The organism is Streptomyces sp. NPDC031497, from assembly GCF_055580905.1.
Window position 1 is genome coordinate 18,298 of the sequence record NZ_JBVIKO010000026.1, and the last position, 15,717, is coordinate 34,014.

14 protein-coding genes are annotated in these 15,717 nt (G+C 69.8%); 9 read left to right on the forward strand and 5 right to left on the reverse strand.

The window, feature by feature from the left end; translation table 11 throughout:
- Window positions 1-55 precede the first annotated feature (55 nt).
- A complete protein-coding gene (disA, locus tag ACZ5K7_RS38180; RefSeq protein WP_351712196.1) occupies window positions 56-1,180 on the forward strand; it encodes a DNA integrity scanning diadenylate cyclase DisA in 1,125 nt (374 codons plus the stop codon).
- 259 nt (window positions 1,181-1,439) lie between these two features.
- Here the strand turns inward: disA and ACZ5K7_RS38185 are convergent, their stop codons facing one another.
- Complete coding sequence (locus tag ACZ5K7_RS38185) at window positions 1,440-2,285, reverse strand: hypothetical protein (protein WP_351712194.1); 846 nt, start codon at window positions 2,283-2,285, stop codon at window positions 1,440-1,442.
- Window positions 2,286-2,564: 279 nt separating this feature from the next.
- Here ACZ5K7_RS38185 and ACZ5K7_RS38190 point away from each other — a divergent pair, with 279 nt between their 5' ends.
- The 5 genes from ACZ5K7_RS38190 (at window position 2,565) to cseC (ending at window position 7,016) form a co-directional block, all read left to right on the forward strand.
- Window positions 2,565-3,440: an HhH-GPD family protein gene (locus ACZ5K7_RS38190; RefSeq protein WP_468921244.1), complete on the forward strand. Its 876-nt coding sequence runs from the start codon at window positions 2,565-2,567 to the stop codon at window positions 3,438-3,440.
- 267 nt (window positions 3,441-3,707) lie between these two features.
- Window positions 3,708-4,247, forward strand: a complete 540-nt coding sequence (locus tag ACZ5K7_RS38195) for a SigE family RNA polymerase sigma factor (protein WP_351748657.1) — start codon at window positions 3,708-3,710, stop codon at window positions 4,245-4,247.
- Window positions 4,235-4,903 (forward strand): hypothetical protein, encoded by a 669-nt coding sequence (locus ACZ5K7_RS38200; RefSeq protein WP_351712188.1) that lies wholly within the window; start codon window positions 4,235-4,237, stop codon window positions 4,901-4,903. Before ACZ5K7_RS38195 ends, ACZ5K7_RS38200 begins: the two co-directional genes overlap by 13 nt.
- A gap of 29 nt (window positions 4,904-4,932) precedes the next feature.
- The gene (gene cseB / locus ACZ5K7_RS38205; RefSeq protein ID WP_351712186.1) at window positions 4,933-5,637 is read left to right on the forward strand and encodes a two-component system response regulator CseB; all 705 of its coding nucleotides are present in this window, start codon (window positions 4,933-4,935) and stop codon (window positions 5,635-5,637) included.
- Window positions 5,638-5,648: 11 nt separating this feature from the next.
- On the forward strand, window positions 5,649-7,016 hold the full coding sequence (gene cseC / locus ACZ5K7_RS38210; protein ID WP_468921248.1) for a two-component system sensor histidine kinase CseC: 1,368 nt from the start codon (window positions 5,649-5,651) through the stop codon (window positions 7,014-7,016).
- A gap of 299 nt (window positions 7,017-7,315) precedes the next feature.
- Here the strand turns inward: cseC and ACZ5K7_RS38215 are convergent, their stop codons facing one another.
- Window positions 7,316-8,920 (reverse strand): MDR family MFS transporter, encoded by a 1,605-nt coding sequence (locus tag ACZ5K7_RS38215; protein WP_351712182.1) that lies wholly within the window; start codon window positions 8,918-8,920, stop codon window positions 7,316-7,318.
- 159 nt (window positions 8,921-9,079) lie between these two features.
- On the opposite strand from ACZ5K7_RS38215, the gene ACZ5K7_RS38220 reads away from it, so the two are divergent.
- Window positions 9,080-9,679 (forward strand): TetR/AcrR family transcriptional regulator, encoded by a 600-nt coding sequence (locus ACZ5K7_RS38220; RefSeq protein ID WP_351712180.1) that lies wholly within the window; start codon window positions 9,080-9,082, stop codon window positions 9,677-9,679.
- Window positions 9,680-9,692: 13 nt separating this feature from the next.
- On the opposite strand, the gene ACZ5K7_RS38225 is transcribed toward ACZ5K7_RS38220, so the two are convergent.
- Window positions 9,693-10,244 carry a M23 family metallopeptidase gene (locus ACZ5K7_RS38225; RefSeq protein ID WP_468921252.1) on the reverse strand — a complete coding sequence of 184 codons (552 nt, stop codon included), beginning with the start codon at window positions 10,242-10,244 and terminating at the stop codon, window positions 9,693-9,695.
- Between the two features lie 444 nt (window positions 10,245-10,688).
- Between ACZ5K7_RS38225 and ACZ5K7_RS38230 the strand changes: the two genes are divergently transcribed.
- Window positions 10,689-11,291 carry an HAD family acid phosphatase gene (locus tag ACZ5K7_RS38230; protein WP_351712176.1) on the forward strand — a complete coding sequence of 201 codons (603 nt, stop codon included), beginning with the start codon at window positions 10,689-10,691 and terminating at the stop codon, window positions 11,289-11,291.
- Window positions 11,292-11,440: 149 nt separating this feature from the next.
- Here the strand turns inward: ACZ5K7_RS38230 and ACZ5K7_RS38235 are convergent, their stop codons facing one another.
- Window positions 11,441-13,966 (reverse strand): ATP-dependent Clp protease ATP-binding subunit, encoded by a 2,526-nt coding sequence (locus ACZ5K7_RS38235; RefSeq protein ID WP_351712174.1) that lies wholly within the window; start codon window positions 13,964-13,966, stop codon window positions 11,441-11,443.
- 574 nt (window positions 13,967-14,540) lie between these two features.
- Here ACZ5K7_RS38235 and ACZ5K7_RS38240 point away from each other — a divergent pair.
- Window positions 14,541-15,278 (forward strand): SCO3374 family protein, encoded by a 738-nt coding sequence (locus ACZ5K7_RS38240; RefSeq protein ID WP_468921256.1) that lies wholly within the window; start codon window positions 14,541-14,543, stop codon window positions 15,276-15,278.
- On the opposite strand, the gene ACZ5K7_RS38245 is transcribed toward ACZ5K7_RS38240, so the two are convergent.
- Window positions 15,257-15,592 (reverse strand): histone-like nucleoid-structuring protein Lsr2, encoded by a 336-nt coding sequence (locus tag ACZ5K7_RS38245; RefSeq protein WP_351712170.1) that lies wholly within the window; start codon window positions 15,590-15,592, stop codon window positions 15,257-15,259. The two genes, ACZ5K7_RS38240 and ACZ5K7_RS38245, sit on opposite strands and share 22 nt — an antisense overlap.
- Window positions 15,593-15,717 lie beyond the last annotated feature (125 nt).

The following is a 15,717-nucleotide window of genomic DNA, read 5'->3' on the forward strand; positions in this document are numbered from 1 at the left end:
GTACGAACCGCGTGCGGTGCGGGAGCGCCTCAGAACCTGCGACCGGAGGAGTGCAGTGGCAGCCAACGACCGGGCAGCGGCTCCCGGAAAATCCGGTGGGAGTGCCGGTTCCGATGGCCTGATGCGCGCCTCGCTGAGCGCTGTGGCTCCGGGCACGTCGATGCGCGACGGCCTGGAGCGGGTCCTCCGCGGCAACACCGGCGGGCTCATCGTCCTCGGCTTCGACAAGACGGTCGAGACGATGTGCACGGGCGGTTTCGTCCTTGATGTCGAGTTCACGGCGACCCGGCTGCGCGAGCTGTGCAAGCTCGACGGCGGCATCGTGATCTCCTCCGACCTGTCGAAGATCCTGCGGGCCGGCGTCCAGTTCGTGCCGGACGCGACGATCCCGACGGAGGAGACCGGCACCCGGCACCGCACGGCGGACCGGGTCTCCAAACAGGTCGGCTTCCCAGTGGTCTCGGTCTCCCAGTCGATGCGGCTGATCGCGCTCTACGTCGACGGGCAGCGCCGTGTCCTGGAGGACTCGGCGGCGATCCTCTCCCGTGCGAACCAGGCGCTCGCCACCCTGGAGCGGTACAAGCTCCGCCTGGACGAGGTCGCGGGAACGTTGTCAGCGCTGGAGATCGAGGACCTGGTGACGGTCCGCGACGTCTCGGCCGTCGCCCAGCGGCTGGAGATGGTCCGCCGTATCGCCACGGAGATCGCCGAGTACGTCGTGGAACTGGGCACCGACGGGCGGCTGCTCGCGCTCCAGCTGGACGAGCTGATCGCCGGCGTCGAGCCCGAGCGCGAGCTGGTGGTGCGCGACTACGTCCCCGAGCCCACGGCCAAACGCTCCCGCACGGTCGACGAGGCGCTCTCCGAGCTGGACGCGCTGAGCCACGCGGAACTGCTGGAACTGCCGACGGTGGCGCGGGCGCTGGGATACACGGGTTCCCCCGAGGCGCTGGACTCGGCGGTGTCGCCGCGCGGCTTCCGGCTGCTGGCGAAGGTTCCGCGGCTGCCCGGGGCGATCATCGACCGGTTGGTGGAGCATTTCGGAGGCCTGCAGAAGCTGCTCGCCGCGAGCGTCGACGATCTGCAGACCGTGGACGGGGTCGGCGAGGCGCGGGCACGCAGCGTCCGGGAGGGCCTGTCCAGGCTGGCGGAGTCGTCGATTCTCGAACGGTACGTGTAGCTCCGCTGGGGGGCCGCGGTCGTTCGGCTGCGGGTGCGTGGGGCTGGTCGCGCCCGCGCGGCGGTAGCCGCAAATCGATGCAGCCCCGCGCCCCTGAAGGGGCGCTTTAGTCGCGTCAGCTACACCGTGGCGGGCAGTCGTGCCTCCCCCAGTGCCTTTAGGGGCCTGGGCGGTACCCCCCAGGCGGCACGGGTGGGCGCTGGGGGTACCCCCTCTGGAGGAGGCACCCTGCAAGCGCCGGTAAGCCCCCCGGCCCCGGCTAATCCGCCGCCAGCACGAAGGACGCCTGGGCCTTGGTGAACCCGGGGGTCGCGGCTTCCAGCAGGTACGTGCCCGGGCCGGCCGAGCCCGCCGAAGGCGTCGCGCACTGGGGAGCGCTCGGCTTGCGGTCCCACTTCAGGGTGTACGTGATGCTGCTGCCCGCCGGCACCCGGTACCACAGGGTCGCCGCCGTCTTCGGGCAGTCCGCCGACGACCAGTAGCTGTCGTCCGCGCTGGCCGGCGTGATGGTCAACACCGCGTTCTTCGGCCCGAGATCGACCTTGCAGTCGCTGGACGACGTGTTCTTCGCCGTGAGTTCGAAGGTCGGCGCCTGCTCCGGCGAGTACGAGTTGTGCAGGCTCTTCAGGCTCAACGACACCGCCGCGGCCGTGCAGTTGGGGAGGGTGGACGTCCCCGGCAACGAGGCGACCGTACCGCCGGAGCCCGAGGTGACGTCCCCCGAGCCCGACGAGGACCCCGAGGAACCGCCGGAACCGGACGACGCGCCGCCGCCCGACCCGCCCGAACTCCCGCCGTCGGAACCGGAACTGGCGCTGGATCCGGTACCCGTGCTGGACGACGCGCCGCCGCCCCCGCTCGACTCGTCCCGCCCGCCCGGCGCCTGGCTGATCGCCGGCCCGCTGCCGGACGGCCCCGGCGTGATCGTGGACGCGGGATTCTTGCCGTCGGCCCCGTCGGGGCCCTTCTTGCCGCCCCCGCCGCTCGATGTGACGATCCAGGTGATCAGCAGCGCCAGCACGGCGACCACGGACACCATGACGACCCTCCGTCGCCAGTAGATGGAGGAGGGAAGCGGCCCGACCGGATTGCGCAGAGATCCCACGGCGCAAACTGTACGAGAGATCCGTGCACTTCCTCGCCCCACCCGCCGCTCAAACCTCAACTTTTCCGGATCATCATTCCGGCAACTCCCGTCGGCACACCCCCTCTTCGCGTGACAGGCGCGGAGGACCGGTCCCAAGGCGGATCCCCAGGGCAAATCCCAAGGGCTGATCCCGAGGACAGGCGCCCGAAGGACAGGCCCGGACCGGCGGCCACCCCGGCCTCGCCGCGAACCACGTCCAACCCAGCCGTGGCCGGACGTGGCAGGATCGGAAGGGCCATGACTGAGAAGCTCCACACCCCCGTGATCGCCTGGTTCGACGTCCATGCCCGTGACCTCCCCTGGCGCCGCCCGGAGGCGGGCCCGTGGGGGGTGATGGTCAGCGAGTTCATGTTGCAGCAGACCCCGGTCAGCCGGGTGCTGCCCGTCTACGAGCAGTGGCTGGCCCGCTGGCCGCGCCCCGCCGACCTCGCCACCGAGGCGCCCGGCGAGGCAGTGCGCGCCTGGGGCCGGCTCGGCTACCCGCGCCGCGCCCTGCGGTTGCACGGCGCCGCGGTCGCCATAACGGAACGGCACGGCGGCGACGTACCGACGGATCACGCGCAACTGCTCGCGCTGCCGGGCATCGGCGAGTACACGGCCGCGGCCGTCGCCTCCTTCGCGTACGGGCAGCGGCACGCCGTGCTCGACACCAATGTGCGGCGGGTGTTCGCGCGGGCCGTGACCGGCGTGCAGTACCCCCCGAACGCCACTACCGCCGCCGAGCGCAAGCTCGCCCGCGAGTTGCTGCCCGAGGACGAGCGGACCGCGGCCCGCTGGGCCGCCGCCTCCATGGAGCTCGGCGCGCTGGTGTGCACGGCGAAGAACGAGACGTGCCCGCGCTGTCCGATCGCCGGGGAGTGCGCCTGGCGGCTGGCCGGCAAGCCGGAGCACGAGGGGCCGCCACGGCGCGGGCAGACGTACGCCGGTACCGACCGGCAGGTGCGCGGCAAGCTGCTGGCGGTGCTGCGGGAGGCGCACGTCCCCGTGCCGCAGGCGGCGCTCGACCGGGTGTGGCACGAGCCGGTGCAGCGGGCCCGCGCGCTGGACGGGCTGGTCTCGGACGGCCTGGTGGAGCCGCTCGCGGGAGGCCTGTACCGGCTTCCGCTGAGCTGACATACAGCCACATCACAGGGGAAGGGGCCGTGTTACGGCCCCGACCGCCTGGCAAATCGCCAAATAACCGGCCATAAGACCACGCCCGCTTACCCCGGACCTACTTCCGTTACACAACCGACGGACAGCCGAGTGCTAGCCGCAGGCTGCTCCGCACAGCCCCGTGACAACAGGTCCGTAACTTCATTTCTGTGCCCGCCAGGACCGCGGGACGGCAGGAACTCAGGCACAGGGCCGGGGAAAACGGGGAGCGGGAGGCGGTTGATCATGGCGCAGGGCGAGGTGCTCGAATTCGAGGAGTACGTCCGCACTCGACAGGACGCGCTGCTGCGCAGCGCCCGCCGGCTGGTCCCGGACCCGACGGACGCCCAGGACCTGCTCCAGACCGCGCTGGTCCGGACGTACGGCCGCTGGGAGACCATCGAGGACAAGCGGCTCGCGGACGCCTACCTGCGCCGGGTCATGATCAACACACGTACCGAGTGGTGGCGGGCCCGGAAGCTGGAGGAGGTCCCGACCGAGCAGCTGCCCGACGCCTGCGTGGAGGACTCCACGGAGCAGCACGCGGACCGCGCGCTCCTCATGGACATCATGAAGGTTCTGGCACCGAAGCAGCGCAGTGTCGTCGTGCTGCGACACTGGGAGCAGATGTCCACGGAGGAGACGGCCGCCGCCCTCGGCATGTCGGCCGGAACGGTCAAGAGCACGCTGCACCGGGCGCTCGCCCGGCTCCGCGAGGAGCTGGAGTCACGCGACCTCGACGCACGCGCGCTGGAGCGTGAGGAGCAGGAGCGTTGCGCGGCCTGACCGGCACAGGGCCCAGCCGGGGCCCGGCGAGTGCACAGGCGGTGACCACGGCGGCGGCCGTGCTCGCCGCCCTCGCCCTTTTCGCCGCCGCCTGCGGCACCGGCGGCACCGGCGCCCGGGACGAGGGCCCGGCGCACGACGGCTCGACGGAGAAGGCCCCGGCCGCCGCCGCCCCCTCGCCCAACCCGTCCCAGACGTATGCGAAGGTCGACGCGGTCGCCCTGGTGAAGGCCGACCCGGCGGTCTCGGCCACGGTGAAGCGGGACCTGAAGCCGTGCGCGGGCGACGAGTACCCGGTCGACGTGACCTACGGCGATCTGACCGGCGGCCCGGCAGAGGACATCGTGGTGAACGTGCTGACCTGCGGGGACGCGGTCGGGGTGGGGGCGTATGTGTACCGCGACGAGAGCGGCACGTACAAGAACGTGTTCAAGGCCGAGGAGTCCCCGGTCTACGCGGAGATCGACCGGGGCGATCTGAGCGTGACCAAACAGGTGTACGAGAGGGGCGACCCGGTGTCGAGCCCGTCCGGTGAGAACGTGATCACCTACAGCTGGGACGCGAGGCACTTCGTCCAGCAGGACTTCCACCACACCGACTACGGCAACGCGGCCGGCAACGGCGACGCCACGCCGGTCCCCTCCCCCGCCAACTGAGCCCACCCCGACCACACGAGAGAGCAGGGATGGCAGACCAGACCCACGTCCTGTTCGTCGAGGACGACGACGTCATCCGCGAGGCCACCCAGCTCGCCCTGGAGCGGGACGGCTTCGCGGTCACCGCCATGCCCGACGGGCTGTCGGGGCTGGAGGCGTTCCGCGCCGACCGGCCCGACATCGCCCTGCTGGACGTGATGGTGCCGGGCCTGGACGGGGTGAGCCTGTGCCGGCGCATCCGCGACGAGTCCACGGTGCCGGTGATCATGCTGTCGGCGCGCGCCGACTCCATCGACGTGGTGCTGGGTCTGGAGGCGGGTGCCGACGACTACGTCACCAAGCCGTTCGACGGCGCGGTCCTGGTCGCCCGGATCCGTGCCGTACTGCGGCGCTTCGGGCACGCGAGCGGCGGCGACCGGCCGCACGAGGACGCGGCCCCGGTGACCGGCCTCCCGCTGACCTTCGGCGATGTGGAGATCGACACCGAGGGCATGGAGGTGCGCCGGGCCGGACAGCCGGTCGCGCTCACGCCGACCGAGATGCGGCTGCTCCTGGAGTTCTCCTCGGCACCGGGGACCGTACTCTCCCGCGACAAGCTGCTGGAACGCGTCTGGGACTACGGCTGGGGCGGGGACACCCGGGTCGTCGACGTCCACGTGCAGCGGCTGCGTACGAAGATCGGCCAGGACCGGATCGAGACGGTCCGTGGTTTCGGTTACAAGCTGAAGGCCTGAGCGGGGCGGTCATGCGGGGGCTCATCAGATCCATCCGGAGATCCATTCGGCACCGAGGTCCGAGGCTGCGCACCGGGCTCCGGTGGAAGCTGAGCGCGGCGATCGCGCTGGTCGGCGCGCTCGTCGCGATCGCGCTGAGCCTGGTGGTGCACAACGCCGCCCGGGTCTCGATGCTGGACAACGCGCGCGAGCTGGCCAACGAGCGGCTGCAGATCGGCCAGCGCAACTACGAGCTGTACGGGAGGGCGAACTTCCCCGACGTGAAGGTCAACGACCCCCGGCTGCCCCCGGCCCTGCGCGAGCGGGTCGACGCGGGCCGCCGGGCGACCGACGTCATCGACCACGGCAGCGGCGCGCCGGACATCTGGGCCGCGGTGCAGGCCAAGGACGGGCGGGTGCTGTCCCTGCACGGCACCTTCCCGAACCGCAGCAGCAATGTGCTGAAGGACCTCGACCAGGCCCTCGTCATCGGCTCCATCGCGGTCGTGCTCGGCGGCAGCGCGCTCGGCGTGCTGATCGGCGGGCAGCTCTCGCGGCGGCTGCGCAAGGCGGCGACCGCGGCCAACCAGGTCGCCCAGGGCGAGCCGGACGTACGGGTGCGAGAGGCGATCGGCGGGGTCGTACGGGACGAGACCGACGACCTGGCGCGCGCGGTGGACGCCATGGCGGACGCGTTGCAGCAGCGCCTTGAGGCCGAGCGGCGCGTGACGGCCGACATCGCGCACGAGCTGCGTACGCCGGTGACCGGACTGCTCACGGCGGCCGAACTGCTGCCGCCGGGCCGTCCGACCGAGCTGGTCCTCGACCGGGCGAAGGCGATGCGCACCCTTGTCGAGGACGTACTGGAGGTGGCCCGGCTCGACAGCGCCTCCGAGCGGGCCGAGCTCCAGGACATCATGCTGGGCGAGTTCGTCGCCCGGCGGGTGGCCGCGAAGGACCCGGCGATCGAGGTGCGGGTGGTTCACGAGTCGGAGGTCACCACCGATCCGCGCCGCCTGGAGCGGGTGCTGTTCAACCTGCTCGCCAACGCGGCCCGGCACGGCAGGCCGCCCATCGAGGTGACCGTCGAGGGCCGGGTCATCCGGGTCCGCGACCACGGCCCCGGTTTCCCCGAGAAGCTGCTCGCGGAGGGCCCGAGCCGCTTCCGCACCGGCACCGAGGACCGCGCGGGGCAGGGCCACGGGCTGGGCCTGACCATCGCGGCCGGCCAGGCCCGCGTCCTGGGCGCCCGGCTGACCTTCCGCAACATCCGGCCCGCGGGCGCGCCCGAGCACATCCGGGCGGAGGGCGCGGTGGCCGTGCTGTGGCTGCCGGAGCACGCCCCGACGGCCACGGGAAGCTATCCGATGCTGCCGGGTCCGACACAGGCGAGCCGGTGAGCCGGTGAGCCGGTGAGCTGGTGAACGGCTGGGGCTCGGTGAAGAAGGCCTTGGTGCGCTGACGGTCGAAGGTCCACACGGTGGTGATGGCCAGGCCCTGGATCATGGCTGTGCTCTCCTGCCGGACGGTCGCTGTTCTGTCCGTCACGGCAGGCGGGCGGGTCGGCGGAGCGCTTCTCGGACGTTGCGCTCCTGTTCCTGCCCTGGCGAGAAGACGACCGTGCGCCGTTCCCGAGAGGCCAACCGAAAGCGGGTGGCCCCGGAGACGCTCGGTCCCCGGGGCCACCCGCACGCGTTTCTCAGACGGCCTCGACCACCGGCAGCGGTGCCGCCTCGTCGGAGCCCGCCTTCTGGGAGCCGCCGCGCAGCGGCACCTCCTTGACGAACACCGCGGCCACCACGACCGCCACGGCGATCACGGCACCGAGCAGGAAGGCCGAGTGCGTGCCGGCCGACACCGCGTGCTGGTACGCCTCGCGCACCGTGGCCGGCAGCTTCGCCAGGCTCGCCGCGTCCAGCGAAGCCGACTGCTCGGTGACCTTCGAGCCCAGCCCCCCGGCCCGTGCGGCCATCTCGTCCTGGACCCGGTTGTTGAAGATCGCGCCCATGATGGCGACACCGAAGGAGGAGCCGAGCGTACGGAACAGGGTGGTCGACGAGGACGCGACACCCATGTCCTTCATCTCCACGCTGTTCTGCGCGACCAGCATGGTGATCTGCATCAGGCAGCCCATGCCGAGACCGACGACGGCCATGTACACACCGGAGACGAACCGGGTGGTGTCGGTGTCCATCGTGGACAGCAGATACAGCCCGACGGTGAGCAGCACCCCGCCCACGAGGGGGAAGATCTTGTAGCGGCCGGTGCTGGTGGTGACCCGCCCGGCGACCATCGAGGTCACCAGCATCGCGCCGAGCATCGGAAGCAGCAGCAGACCGGAGTTGGTCGCCGACGCGCCCTGCACGGACTGCTGGTACAGGGGCAGGAAGAGCGTGGCGCCGAACATCACGAAGCCCACGATGAAGCCGATGATCGACATCAGGGTGAAGTTGCCGCTGCGGAAGATGTGCAGCGGGAGCACCGGCTCGGCGGCCTTGGTCTGCCAGAAGACGAACCCGATCAGCGCGGCGACGCCGATGGCGATCAGTTCCATGATCCGCGCGGACGTCCAGGCGTACTGGGAGCCGCCCCACGTGGTGACCAGCACGATCGAGGTGATGCCGAGGGTCAGCAGACCGGCGCCGAGGTAGTCGATGCGCGCCTTGCTCCGCTTCTTCGGCAGGTGCAGTACGGCGGTGACGGCGGCCAGCGCGACCACGCCGAGCGGCAGGTTGATGTAGAAGGCCCAGCGCCAGCCCCAGTTGTCGGTGATGGTGCCGCCGACCAGCGGGCCGCCGATCATCGCGAGCGCCATGACGCCGGCCATCATGCCCTGGTACTTGCCACGCTCACGGGGCGGCACGAGGTCACCGATGATCGCCATGACGCCGACCATCAGACCACCGGCGCCGAGCCCCTGAATGGCCCGGAACCCGATCAGCTGGCCCATGTCCTGGGCCATGCCGCTGAGCGCGGAGCCGATCAGGAAGATGACTATGGAGGTCAGGAAGGCGCCCTTGCGCCCGTACATGTCGCCGATCTTGCCCCAGAGCGGGGTGGCCGCGGCGGTGGCGAGGGTGTACGCGGTCACGACCCACGACAGATGCTCGAGGCCGCCCAGATCGCCCACGATCGTAGGCATCGCGGTGCCCACGATCATGTTGTCGAGCATCGCGAGCATCATCGCGACCATGAGCGCGAGCATTACGACCCGTACGCTCTTCGGCTCTTTCTCCGGTTGCCCGACCGCTTCGGGTGCCCCCGGTGTTTCCTGGCCGGTCTCGGCCGCCTGGGTGTCCGCCATCTCTCCCACTCCCCCTGGCGGCAGCTACTTACTTGCCGCCCGGCTAGTTCAGTACACTGGGAAGGTAGACCTGTCACTAGCCGGTCGTCAAGTAAGTTTTCGTAGCGGACGCCGGTATCCGGCAGGGCGAGTTTTCGCGGGAGTGCGAGGAGTAAGAGGATGGGCGTCACCATGGACGGCACCAAGCAGCAGCGCCGGGGCAACACCCGCCAGCGCATCCAGGACGTGGCGCTCGAACTCTTCGCCGAGCAGGGCTACGAGAAGACCTCCCTGCGGGAGATCGCCGAGCGCCTCGACGTGACCAAGGCAGCCCTGTACTACCACTTCAAGACCAAGGAAGAGATCCTGGTCAGCGTCTTCGAGGACCTGACACGGCCGATCCAGGACCTGATCGAGTGGGGCGAGGGCCAGCCGCACACCCTGGCGGTCAAGCTGGAGATCGTACGGCGTTACAGCCGGGCGCTGGCCGAGGCCGGACCGCTGTTCCGCTTCATGCAGGAGAACCAGGCGACCGTGCGGGAGCTGCGGATCGGTGACACCTTCAAGGACCGGATGCGCGGCCTGCGGAACATCATCATCGACCCGGACGCGCCCCTGACCGACCAGGTCCGCTGCATCAGCGCGATGTTCACGCTGCACGCGGGCATGTTCGTCATGCAGGACCTGGAAGGCGACCCCGAGAAGAAGCAGGAAGCCGTTCTGGAGGTCGCCCTGGACCTGGTGACCCAGGCCCACCAGGGTTCGGATCGTCCCGCTTAGACGATCACGCGCCTCAGACGGTCACGCCCTTGGCGCGGAGGAAGGCGACCGGGTTGACGGCGGAGCCGTAGTTCGGGGTCGTACGGATCTCGAAGTGCAGGTGCGGCCCGGTGGAGTTGCCGGTGCTGCCGGACAGCCCGATGGGCTGGCCGGTCCGGACGATCTGCCCGGCCTTCACGCCGATCCGCGAGAGGTGCGCGTACTGCGAGTACTGGCCGTTGCCGTGCCTGATCACGATGGCGTTGCCGTACGCGGGACCGTCACCGGCGCCGTTGCCGCCGGCCTTGACGACGGTACCGCCGTGCGCGGCGACGACCTGGGTGCCGGTCGGCACCGCGAAGTCCTGGCCGCTGTGCTTGGCCGTCCACAGGCCGCCGGCCTGGGCGAAGCTCGCGGAGAGGGTGTACTTCTTCACCGGGTCGATCCAGGCGGCGGCACTGGGGGTGGCGGCCGACGCGACCCCCGACCCCACCACGGCCGTGACTCCGACACCGGCGGCCAGAACGGCGGCACGCTTGCGGAGCGAGGACGTACGGGGGGCACGGAGAGCGGCGCGCAGGGACATCGAAACCTCGTGGAGTAGACAACGGGGACCCCCCTCCGGCTCCGGCTGACACTGACAGCCGCCGAACGGGGCATCTCTTGGTAACCCGAAAGCCGCGCACCCCTCAAATGCCACCATCTACGACATCACCTAGTACCTATACCTAAAATTGACCCTTTCTTGACAGAGCGGCCTTGGCCGGGCAGCCCGGACCCCGCCACTCCCGCCCGGTAGCGACATGGGGCAAAAATCCCCTCCAAGGCCACCTCGGGTCCCACTATCCCGGCTAGTAACCGGCATTTCGCCCGTGCTCTATGTCACCGGCGGCCGAGGCCCGAAGCCCCCGGGGCGTGACCCACGCCTCGCTCGACCTACCCGCAAGTAACCCCGCGGTTCCCTCCGCGCCATATCCTCCACTCATCATGCCCCTGACACAGCCGTGGACGTGAGAGGACACCCCAACCGATGACCACAGGCACCTGGACCCGCCGCATGTCCGTCACCGCCGTCTCCGTGGCCGCGCTCGCCGGGATGGCCGCGCCGGCCCAGGCCGCGACGGAGAGCAGCTCCACCACGGTCGACTACGCCACCTGGCAGAAGGACTGCCAGTCCGTGATGGACCAGGCCCTGCCCTACCTGAAGCAGCGCATCGCCGCCGCCGAGCCGGGCGAGCGGCAGGCGATCGTCTTCGACATCGACAACACCACCCTGGAGACCGACTACGGCTTCAGCTTCCCCCAGCCGGCCAACAAGCCGGTCCTGAACGTCGCCCGGTACGCCCAGGAGCACGGCGTCTCCCTGTTCTTCGTCACGGCCCGCCCGGGGATCATCTACCTGCCGACCGAGTACAACCTCGAACACGACGGCTACGACGTCTCCGGCCTGTACGTCCGCGGCCTCTTCGACCTCTTCAAGGACGTCGCCGCCTACAAGACGGCCCAGCGCGTCGACATCGAGAACAACGGCTACACGATCATCGCGAACATCGGCAACAGCGCCACGGACCTCTCGGGCGGCCACGCGGAGAAGACGTACAAGCTGCCGGACTACAACGGCCAGCTGTCGTAGTCCCACGGCATCCCGGGCGGCATCTGCCTTAGTCCCACGGCAGCCCGCGCGGTGCCTGCCGTAGCCCCGCGCCGGCCCGCGCGGCGGTACGCGAAAGGGGCCGGTGCTTCGAAAAGCACCGGCCCCTTTCTTGGGCGAACCCCGAAGGGCTACGCCTCCTTGCTCAGGTTCGGACCGGCTCCGCCGGCCGCCTGCTCGATCGGCGGGACGTCGGGGAGCGCCGACTTCTCCTCACCCCGGAAGGTGAAGGTCTTGGCCTCGCCCTCGCCCTCCGTGTCGACGACCACGATGTGACCGGGCCGCAGCTCGCCGAAGAGGATCTTCTCGGAGAGCGTGTCCTCGATCTCGCGCTGGATCGTGCGACGCAGCGGACGCGCGCCCAGCACCGGGTCGTAGCCCTTCTTGGACAGCAGCTCCTTGGCGGACTGGGAGAGCTCGATGCCCATGTCCCGGTCCTTCAGGCGCTCGTCCACCTTGCCGACCATCAGGTCGACGATCCGCAGGATGTCCTCCTGCGTGAGCTGCGGGAAGACGACCACGTCGTCGACGCGGTTGAGGAACTCGGGACGGAAGTGCTGCTTGAGCTCGTCCGAGACCTTGTTCTTCATGCGCTCGTAGTTGGACTTCGTGTCGCCCGTGGCCGCGAAGCCCAGGTTGAAGCCCTTGGAGATGTCCCGGGTGCCGAGGTTGGTCGTCATGATGATGACCGTGTTCTTGAAGTCCACGACCCGGCCCTGGGAGTCGGTCAGGCGACCGTCCTCCAGGATCTGCAGCAGGCTGTTGAAGATGTCCGGGTGGGCCTTCTCGACCTCGTCGAAGAGGACGACGGAGAACGGCTTGCGGCGGACCTTCTCGGTCAGCTGGCCGCCCTCTTCGTAGCCCACGTAGCCGGGGGGCGAACCGAAGAGACGCGACACCGTGTGCTTCTCGCTGAACTCCGACATGTCGAGGGAGATCAGCGCGTCCTCGTCACCGAAGAGGAACTCGGCGAGGGCCTTGGACAGCTCGGTCTTACCGACACCGGACGGGCCGGCGAAGATGAACGAGCCACCGGGGCGCTTCGGGTCCTTCAGACCGGCACGCGTACGGCGGATCGCCTTCGACAGCGCCTTGACGGCGTCGACCTGGCCGATGACCCGCTTGTGGAGCTCGTCCTCCATGCGCAGCAGACGCGAGGACTCCTCCTCGGTGAGCTTGAAGACCGGGATGCCCGTGGCCGTGGCCAGCACCTCGGCGATCAGCTCGCCGTCGACCTCGGCGACGACGTCCATGTCGCCGGCCTTCCACTCCTTCTCCCGCTTGGCCTTGGCGGCCAGGAGCTGCTTCTCCTTGTCGCGGAGGGAGGCGGCCTTCTCGAAGTCCTGCGAGTCGATCGCGGACTCCTTGTCCCGGCGGACGGCGGCGATCTTCTCGTCGAACTCGCGCAGGTCCGGCGGAGCGGTCATCCGGCGGATGCGCATCCGGGAACCGGCCTCGTCGATCAGGTCGATCGCCTTGTCCGGCAGGAAGCGGTCCGAGATGTAGCGGTCGGCCAGAGTGGCCGCCTGGACCAGCGCCTCGTCCGTGATGGAGACCCGGTGGTGGGCCTCGTACCGGTCACGCAGACCCTTGAGGATCTCGATCGTGTGCGGCAGGGACGGCTCGGCGACCTGGATGGGCTGGAAGCGGCGCTCCAGGGCCGCGTCCTTCTCCAGGTGCTTGCGGTACTCGTCCAGGGTGGTGGCACCGATGGTCTGCAGCTCACCGCGGGCCAGCATCGGCTTCAGGATCGAAGCCGCGTCGATGGCGCCCTCGGCGGCACCCGCACCGACCAGCGTGTGCAGCTCGTCGATGAACAGGATGATGTCACCGCGGGTACGGATCTCCTTGAGCACCTTCTTCAGGCGCTCCTCGAAGTCACCGCGGTAGCGGGAGCCGGCGACCAGGGCGCCGAGGTCCAGGGTGTAGAGGTGCTTGTCCTTGAGGGTCTCGGGCACCTCGCCCTTGACGATGGCCTGGGCGAGGCCCTCGACGACGGCGGTCTTGCCGACGCCGGGCTCACCGATCAGGACCGGGTTGTTCTTGGTACGGCGGGACAGCACCTGCATGACCCGCTCGATCTCCTTCTCGCGCCCGATGACCGGGTCGAGCTTGGACTCACGAGCGGCCTGGGTGAGGTTCCGGCCGAACTGGTCGAGGACCAGGGACGTCGAGGGGGTGCCCTCGGCAGGGCCGCCGGCGGTGGCGGTCTCCTTGCCCTGGTAACCGGAGAGCAGCTGGATGACCTGCTGCCGCACCCGGTTGAGATCAGCGCCCAGCTTGACCAGGACCTGGGCGGCGACGCCCTCGCCCTCACGGATCAGGCCGAGCAGGATGTGCTCCGTGCCGATGTAGTTGTGGCCCAGCTGAAGAGCCTCGCGGAGCGACAGCTCCAGGACCTTCTTGGCACGGGGGGTGAAGGGGATGTGCCCGGACGGGGCCTGCTGCCCCTGCCCGATGATCTCCTCCACCTGCTGGCGGACCGCCTCGAGCGAAATCCCGAGGCTCTCAAGGGCCTTGGCGGCGACACCCTCACCCTCGTGGATCAGGCCCAGGAGGATGTGCTCGGTGCCGATGTAGTTGTGGTTGAGCATCCGGGCTTCTTCCTGAGCCAGGACGACAACCCGCCGCGCGCGGTCGGTGAACCTCTCGAACATCGTTAATCGCTCCTCAGAGCGGTCAGGCAGTGGGGGGAACTTCCCCTCTCTGTCCTTCCGCAGCTTAGTCCCGCAAGCGGGGACCGCTCATTCCAACTGCCGACACCGTCGATGGCCTCCTGACCCCGAACGCCGACATCTGCTCCAACCCGATGGTGCGAGACGATGTTCCCGCAGGCCAGGCAGTTACCCCTTCCGTCAGTACGCCGATGGCGAACGTGAGACGGCCTCGCCTGCGTGTCGCCCCCTCCCACTAGGGATGTCTTACCCGTCCGGACTGACAGTCCATGCCGTATGCCCCCGGTCCCTCCGCTACGGGCGAACAACCTTGCGTCCCTCCGGACCCCCGCAGGCCCCCTTTTCCGGAACTCTATGCATTCGCACGTATACCCAGCGTAACTCTGGTGGGCTTGCGACGGTTTCACTTGGCATGGCTGGCACCGTCCCTCTGGCCGCTTCAACGGTCCCTCACCCCCGTCGTCCGCTCGGTTTTGGTGTCGATTCCGCCGTCGCGTCCGATTCCGGTTGCGCCCTCGCATCCGGTTCCGGTCGCGTCGCCGGGCCGGACGGGCGGGTGGCCCGGCTCCGGCACTGGTACGAGAACGAACTGGGCTGGGCGACAGTGCCCGAGACGCCCGGCGAACCGCTGCGGCTGGTCACAGGCGTGCGTTTCGACGTGCTGGACGTACCGGCCCCGGCGGGCGCGAAGGCGCTCAGGCATTTGGGGCCGGGCTCTCCGGTGGCACTCCGGGGCGACCGGATGCGGCTGCTGGTGGCAGCGGGCAGCGCGGAGGAACTGCCGGGGCTGCTGGACTGGCTGGAGTGGGGCGCGCTGGTCCTGGATCTGCGGGCGCTGGGCGCGCACGGCCGGATGGTCGCTCCGGTGCGGACGCTGGGCGCGCACGGCCGGATGGACACTCCGGTGCGGACGCTGGGCGCGCACGGCCGGATGGACGCTCCGGTGCGGACGCTGGGCGCGCACGTTCGGACAGACGCTCCGGTGCGGCCCGAGCCGGTCTCCACCGTGACCCGATCGCCTTCCGAAGCCGCCGAAGGCCCCGTCGAGCCGGGGGAACCCCGGGCAGCCGTGCAGGGGGCCGCCGTCTGGTTGCGGCCCCCCGAGTCGGGGTGCGAGGTCGAGGACTCGCTGCCGAGATTGCCGACGCTGTCGACGAGGTCGGCCATGGGGGGCGTTGTGGGCGCCCCCGATCTCGTACGCCTGGTGGACACGGTGGCCACCGAGTGCCACCGGATCCGGTTGCGGCGCGTGGGCCGCGGGCCGGAGGACAGTCAGCCGTTGGCGTCTTCGTAGGCCTGGCGAATCGTCGCCGGAACACGGCCGCGGTCGTTGACCTCGTAGCCGTTCTCCTTTGCCCACGCGCGAATCTGCGCGGTGTCCTGGCTGCCGCCGGCAGCCGCACGGGCCTTTCCACGTCCGCCCGAAGCACGGCCACCGGTACGACGACCACCCTTGACATAGGCGTCGAGAAGGCCGCGCAGCTTGTCCGCATTGGCGGTCGTGAGGTCGATCTCGTACGTCTTGCCGTCCAACGCGAACGTCACGGTCTCGTCCGCCTCGCCGCCGTCGAGGTCGTCGACAAGAAGGACCTGAACCTTCTGTGCCACCGGATTTCCTTTCATCGATAACTTCAGGGCCGGGGTCTGCGGCGCCCGCCGTTTCGCCGCCCCCTGTTATATGCAGTACTGCAGTACGTCGGAAAGCAAACCGCTTTTGCGTGAAAAACACAAAC

What these genes read in the sequence shown, in the direction of transcription:
- ACZ5K7_RS38190 (WP_468921244.1), top strand. Translation starts at nt 2,565, where the DNA reads ATGACTGAGAAGCTCCACACCCCCGTGATCGCCTGGTTCGACGTCCAT.
- ACZ5K7_RS38230 (WP_351712176.1), top strand. Translation starts at nt 10,689, where the DNA reads ATGACCACAGGCACCTGGACCCGCCGCATGTCCGTCACCGCCGTCTCC.
- ACZ5K7_RS38195 (WP_351748657.1), top strand. Translation starts at nt 3,708, where the DNA reads ATGGCGCAGGGCGAGGTGCTCGAATTCGAGGAGTACGTCCGCACTCGA.
- ACZ5K7_RS38220 (WP_351712180.1), top strand. Translation starts at nt 9,080, where the DNA reads ATGGGCGTCACCATGGACGGCACCAAGCAGCAGCGCCGGGGCAACACC.
- ACZ5K7_RS38235 (WP_351712174.1), bottom strand. Translation starts at nt 13,966, where the DNA reads ATGTTCGAGAGGTTCACCGACCGCGCGCGGCGGGTTGTCGTCCTGGCT.
- ACZ5K7_RS38215 (WP_351712182.1), bottom strand. Translation starts at nt 8,920, where the DNA reads ATGGCGGACACCCAGGCGGCCGAGACCGGCCAGGAAACACCGGGGGCA.
- cseC (WP_468921248.1), top strand. Translation starts at nt 5,649, where the DNA reads ATGCGGGGGCTCATCAGATCCATCCGGAGATCCATTCGGCACCGAGGT.
- ACZ5K7_RS38225 (WP_468921252.1), bottom strand. Translation starts at nt 10,244, where the DNA reads ATGTCCCTGCGCGCCGCTCTCCGTGCCCCCCGTACGTCCTCGCTCCGC.
- cseB (WP_351712186.1), top strand. Translation starts at nt 4,933, where the DNA reads ATGGCAGACCAGACCCACGTCCTGTTCGTCGAGGACGACGACGTCATC.